Source organism: Acetobacter syzygii, from assembly GCF_000964225.1.
Classification (GTDB): Bacteria; Pseudomonadota; Alphaproteobacteria; order Acetobacterales; family Acetobacteraceae; genus Acetobacter; species Acetobacter syzygii.
The window spans coordinates 1-5,854 of sequence record NZ_BAMZ01000026.1; the positions used below are offsets into that span (position 1 = coordinate 1).

Here is a 5,854-nt window from a genome sequence, read left to right on the forward strand (position 1 = left end):
GTTCAGATAAAAACGTCTCCACAAAACCCGGGGCAATTCAGATACCGTACCTACCCACCACAGGCCGTGCTGCTTCTGGGACTCATCACAACGGCGCAACGGGCCGGATTTACGCTGGATGAAATCCGCACCCTGCTGCCCTATGATCTGCAACACTGGGACCATGATGCGCTCATGGACGCATTGACACGCAAGATTGCGGATATCGAGGCGCTGCAGGCACGTCTGACCCAGAGCAAGGCGCATCTCCTTCGTTTGGTGGAGGACATTCAGGCGCGCCCCGAAGACATGGACTGCGCGGCTAACGCCCATCGTGTCCTGACGAATGTGCTTGCAGGACCTTCCGACAATCTGGACATCACACCGGACGATGTGCGTCTTCTGGACAGGACAGATCGTCGTCAGTCCGTGAGCAGAGGACGCAGCAAAAAAGCTGTTCCGCCTTAAATCCCTCCCAGAAGGGACGCGACTTTTCCTGCGGTCGCACTGGCTGAAAAAGGGTTCTGGCCTGTCACCAGTTTTCCATCCACCACGACATGGGACATGAACGGCAGAAGGGCTTTTTCGTAAAGCGCTTTTCGCGCCTTCACTTCAGCTTCCGCGTTGTAGGGTATCTCCCCGGAGACGCCCGCCAGCCTCTCCTCAGTCCACGAAAATCCGGTGATTTTGCGCCCGGACACTAAAAAAGAACCGTCTTCAAGCCGGGTATTCAGAAGCCCGCAATATCCATGACAGACAGCGGAAACAATACCCCCCTTTTCCCACACTACGCGTGTGATGGCCTGAAGGCCTTCACTGTTCGGAAAGTCCCACATCACGCCATGACCGCCGGTGAAGTAAGTCGCATCATAATCCTGCGGATTGATGTCTGCGGGACAGGCCGTTGCAGATAAGAGGGCCATCTTCGCCGGATCGGCCAGCCAGGCTCTGGAGGAGGTATCGCGCATCGGCCATTTCAACGCACGCGGGTCAAGTGGAACCTTGCCACCCTTGGGACTGACAATGCGCTGCTCATAACCTCTGGCGGCAAACACGTCCCAGGCATGCGTGAGTTCCGACAGCCATAAGCCGGTCGGATGTGCGGGATTGTCAAAATGCGAGATATTGGTGGCGACGTGCAGGATACGGCGGCTCATGGCTTGTCCCTTTCATGCGGCAAGGTCCTCGGACGGCCATTCTGTAACGTTCAAGGCCGGTTGAAGGTCAATCTGTCGTTTGACATTAAATTTAACTTCAACGTTAACAGTGTAAGGGCAAATCTACCTGCACAACGGAGGCAGCCCCACATGCAGACAATTCTTGGCGCAAATGGCCAGATCGCTACGGAACTGGCGCGGACATTGCATCAGCATCACACAGGGGACCTGCGGCTCGTGAGCCGCAATCCCCGCAAGGTCAATGACGACGACACGCTCATGGCGGCGAACCTGCTTGATGCAGGGCAGACGGCACAGGCGGTGAAAGGCAGCCGGATTGTCTATTTCACAGCCGGCCTTCCCCCTGACAGCACGCTCTGGGAAGAGCAGTTTCCGGTCATGCTGAAGAACGCCTTGCAAGCGTGCCGGGCGGCTGGGGCCAATTTTGCCTATTTCGACAATACGTACATGTATCCTCAGAACAGCCAGATCCAGACTGAGGAAACGCGCTTCGCCCCGGTTGGTCGGAAAGGACGGGTGCGCGCCGCAATGGCGTCCATGGTGCTGGAAGAAATGGCACGGGGAGACATTCCGGTGCTCATCGCCCGTGCGCCGGAATTCTATGGTCCGGGGAAAACACAGAGCTTCACCAACGCTTTGATCATTGACAGGCTGAAAGCAGGCAGAAGGCCACTGGTCCCTGTCCGTGACGACACACGTCGGACCCTAATTTGGACGCCTGATGCGAGCCGTGCTCTTGCAACTCTGGGTAATACGCCCGATGCTTATGGCCAGAGCTGGCATCTGCCATGCTGTGATGATCGACCGACCTATAAGACATTTGTCACTATGGCCAGCCGAGCTTTCGACCGCACACCTTCCTATTCGGTTATTGGTAAATGGTCACTGATCATCGCAGGAATTCTCTCAAAAAGGGTGCGGGAGATAAAGGAACTTCTGCCACGCTACGAGCAAGACAATTTCTTCGACTCAACGAAATTCAAACGTCATTTCCCTGAGTTTTCCGTCACGACATATGAAGGGGGTCTGCAACTGATCAGGAACGAGTGGAGAGGCGGATAACGCGACTTCCTAGCCACCTGCCATCACTCTGAACCGGACTGGTAGAGACGAGTACTTATGCTGCGGACGTGGGATCAAAAAATCCGTCGTGCGCGGAAGGGTTCGTGATTTAGGTGACACTGCCTTATATAATGTCAGCTTCCTGAAGGCTGTTTCCGAAACCGGACATTCCACTTCCCCCCCCCCTGATCGGCCTGTCTGCTCAATGATACAGGAGTAGACAGGCAGCAGTCGCCTCATGGCGGACGTCCACTTCCACGATTACTATCCCGGAATCCGGACATTCCGCGCTCGTTAGGATGAGATCCCACGCCTGCATCAACTATGCATCGGCTCTCCTCAAGCCGCAGTGCGGGTGACGCTCTGCGCTGGGGAGCGACCGATCCGCAGCGCCATCAGAGCCGCGATCAGCCCAGACACCCCGGCCAGTACGGGCAGGAACAGCAGCGACCCTGTCGCTGTACTCGCCGCGAGTAGCCCCATGATCGTGCCACGACGCGCCACAAACCAGCGATTGACGACCGTAGCGCCGAACACCATCGCGACGGCCCCGGTGCCAAGACCGGTCAAAAGACCCCAAGTGAAAAAGAATTGCCACGGTGCAGTCATGAACAGTGAAAGACCGGACGACACACCGATCAGCAGGAGCGCCCCGATTAGCGTACGCCGGATGCCGATCGACTGCATCAGTGCCGCCGAGAACGGTCCTACGAAACCATAGAGGAAAATGCCGAACGCGGCGACCGACGAGACAGTGGTCCGGCTCCATCCCAGTTCCATTTGCAGGGGCATCATCAGAACACCGGGCGTTGTGCGCACACCGGCCGACACCAGCAAGGAGAGAAAGGTGAGCGCCACGACTACCACGAATATGGCAATCTTGCGGATGTGAAGGTTTCTACTCATATTACTGACCGGTAAGTTACAACCCATTCAGCCTATGTACCGATCGGTAACATCGTCAAGCGGAAACATATCATGAAGCGCCCTACCCTTGGCGTCAGCGCCGCCGAACGCATTCGGAACTCAGCCCGCGAACTGTTTTACAGCAACGGAATACGTGGCGTAGGCGTCGACGAGATCGTTCAGAATGCGGGCGTCACCAAGCCGTCACTCTACCGGGCCTATGAGTCCAAAGACGGGTTGGCTGCGGTCTATCTTGATGAATTTTACAAGACATGTCGGACATACTTCGAGGAGGCCGAAGCTACTTGTCCTGACGATCCGCGCGGCCAGATTCTTGCCTATTTCGATGGTCTGGCTGAACGGGCTTCCCGTCCAGCTTATCGGGGCTGTGGTCTGACAAACGCAATTCTGGAGTTCCCCGATCACGACCATCCCGTCCGCCAGGAGGCAGCGCGACTGAAGCAGGCGATGGCCGACTGGATCGCCTCGCGCGTCACGCTTCTAGATGCACGCGCACCTGAGACCCTGACCTCTGGTCTGGTGCTGCTGATGGAGGGTGTATTCGTCGCAGGACAGGCTTTCGCTCCGCCCGGTCCAGGTGCTCGTGCCGGCGCAGTGGCCCGCCTCCTCCTACATGATGTGTAGCCGGCGTGAAGCACCCTTTGTAGAGAGCCTGAGCCGACGCTCACGCCTCAACTTCGAGGTAGAACTCGGCGCATAGTGCATCCAAAAGCGGTCATTCTTCTTGTTACTGTTTTCCTTTTGTAGGTTGGCTCGTTTTCGAATCTCTGCCGAAAGGTAGAGTATTGCGAAGTAGTGGAGGATGTGCATATTAGACCCTCCTCTTCTATTATTTGCTCGTTATATTGCGATTTTGGAGAATTAACTTGTGGATCGCTGTCCGCCAACGCTTTAGGCAATTCGTTTCCGACTTGAATCCGACGACAGAGCAAGTCGACGATGCGTTCGGAAAAGCCAGGCGTATAGGTCAGGCACTACAGCGTGCTTACGGGGAGGAGGCGACCGAAACTCCGCCAATCTTCGCCGTGGGATCTTGGGGGAAGGGTACGCAAGTGCGCCCCTCGACCGACATCGACATCATGGTGCGCTTCGACCGAAGCACACTGGAGCGTTTCCAAGCATACGCCTTCAATGGGCAATCAGCCTTCCTTCAGGAGATCAAGGGGAAGCTTGAAACATCCTATCCCCAGACCCGCAAGCGCGGTGATGGTCAAGTCGTTCAGATCGATTTCAACTCCATCACGGTGGAACTCGTGCCCGTCTTCCCCATCGGGAACGGGCAGTTCATCATGCCAGACACAAACGGTGGTGGATCATGGAAAACGGTCGATCCAATCGCGCAGATCCAACTCATCGACAAGACTGACCGCGATTACAATGGAAACGTCCGGCCTCTCTGCAAGATCATCAAGCGTTGGAAGCACGAGTGTTCCGTCGATCTGAAATCTTTCGTCATAGAGCTCCTGATTGTTGATTTCTTTCGTAATTATACATTTGGTAAGTATGATTATTATTGGTACGACTTTTATGTTCGAGACTGCTTGAAGTTTTTTAAGAATAGGGTCAACGGATGGGTGTCGATACCTGGTACTGGCGAGATCATACAACTCGGCGACAAGTGGGCCGCCAAGGTCGATGCAGCCATCGCTATTGCCGAGACAGCGTGTAATTATGAGCGTGACGACCTATATATCTTGGCAGGCATGGAATGGCAGAAAATCTTTGGCCCTCGGATTCCGATCCACGTAATGTAGAAACTTGCCGTCGAGAAATCGTGAAAGAGGCTCTTAGACAGTCGGAAAGCTGTCTGTGGACCTCCACGATGTTATACACGTGGCTGCGCGTGGTCAGGCTTCAACACAAGGCCGTCATTCTACTCCCCATCATCCTGACGGGTCTCGTTGGCTTCAGTTACATTAAGGAATGGGTGCCCGCTTGGGGCGTGGCCTTGATGGCATTCTTATCGACGCTGATCCCGTCGATCGCGGAGGCTCTCGACATCCAAACGCATGTCCACGAACTCGAGCGGCTAGCTGCGGAGTACAAGGCCCTACAGGATCGTTTCCGTCGGCTTGCGAGGATCACTGCGCTAGGTGATGTAGACGAAGCAGAGCAAGAACTTGCCGAACTTATGGACCGTATGGACACCGCTCGGAACACATCCATCACGCCGCCTCAAAGATACTTCGAAAGTGCTCGCCGACAGATTGAAGGTGGACACTACGACTTCGCTGTTGACCTTCAGGCCGAAGAGAATCCATCACGAAAAAAGTCGGAGTGAACAGCCGCCTGCTGGCTATGAGTAAATGCTCAAAGAATGATTTGCCCGATCCGTTCACTTTGTGTCCATTTTGGTAATTTTTATCCTGTAAGCCGACCTTCCGCTTTCCCCCCATTACCGTCATCCCGAGATAGCATTGTCTCAGGAGTTTCTGCATGCCCGAGGGCAGTGTCCCCTCCCCGCTCTTTCTCCTGCGCGCGATTATGCCCCGGCATGTCGGAGCACGCCTGCGTACAGGACAGTTGGTTGCGGGTATCAGGCACCCCGATTTGAACCTACTGGTACCAAGTCATTGAAATAATGGGGAGTTTGATAGGGGTGTGGTGTTGGGCGCAACAAAAAACCCCGCCAAGTCAGGAGCTTAGCGGGGTTTTGAGGGTGTTTCTGGTTGCGGGGGCAGGATTTGAACCTGCGGCCTTCAGGTTAT

The 5,854-nt window shown here is 55.2% G+C and carries 7 protein-coding genes; 5 read left to right on the top strand and 2 right to left on the bottom strand.

What is annotated here, in order from left to right; genetic code table 11:
- On the top strand, window positions 1–447 hold a 447-nt coding region (locus Absy_RS09825), incomplete at its 5' end, for a MerR family DNA-binding protein (protein WP_048854584.1).
- Here the strand turns inward: Absy_RS09825 and Absy_RS09830 are convergent.
- Entirely contained in the window at window positions 444–1,136 is a 693-nt protein-coding gene (locus tag Absy_RS09830) for a type 1 glutamine amidotransferase domain-containing protein (protein WP_048854585.1), read from the bottom strand. The genes Absy_RS09825 and Absy_RS09830 overlap by 4 nt on opposite strands.
- A 150-nt stretch (window positions 1,137–1,286) precedes the next feature.
- Here Absy_RS09830 and Absy_RS09835 point away from each other — a divergent pair, with 150 nt between their 5' ends.
- On the top strand, window positions 1,287–2,219 hold the full coding sequence (locus tag Absy_RS09835) for an SDR family oxidoreductase (protein ID WP_048854586.1): 933 nt from the start codon (window positions 1,287–1,289) through the stop codon (window positions 2,217–2,219).
- A 339-nt stretch (window positions 2,220–2,558) separates the two neighbouring features.
- Here Absy_RS09835 and Absy_RS09840 read toward each other — a convergent pair whose 3' ends face one another.
- Entirely contained in the window at window positions 2,559–3,125 is a 567-nt protein-coding gene (locus Absy_RS09840; protein ID WP_084597084.1) for an MFS transporter, read from the bottom strand.
- Window positions 3,126–3,197: 72 nt separating this feature from the next.
- Between Absy_RS09840 and Absy_RS09845 the strand changes: the two genes are divergently transcribed.
- The 3 genes from Absy_RS09845 to Absy_RS09855 all read left to right on the top strand — a co-directional run bounded on the left by Absy_RS09845 (window position 3,198) and on the right by Absy_RS09855 (window position 5,427).
- The gene (locus Absy_RS09845; RefSeq protein ID WP_048854587.1) at window positions 3,198–3,770 is read left to right on the top strand and encodes a TetR/AcrR family transcriptional regulator; all 573 of its coding nucleotides are present in this window, start codon (window positions 3,198–3,200) and stop codon (window positions 3,768–3,770) included.
- A gap of 242 nt (window positions 3,771–4,012) precedes the next feature.
- Entirely contained in the window at window positions 4,013–4,900 is an 888-nt protein-coding gene (locus Absy_RS09850; protein ID WP_222592967.1) for an SMODS domain-containing nucleotidyltransferase, read from the top strand.
- Complete coding sequence (locus Absy_RS09855; protein ID WP_143221463.1) at window positions 4,855–5,427, top strand: hypothetical protein; 573 nt, start codon at window positions 4,855–4,857, stop codon at window positions 5,425–5,427. Before Absy_RS09850 ends, Absy_RS09855 begins: the two co-directional genes overlap by 46 nt.
- The last annotated feature ends 427 nt before the right edge of the window (window positions 5,428–5,854 follow it).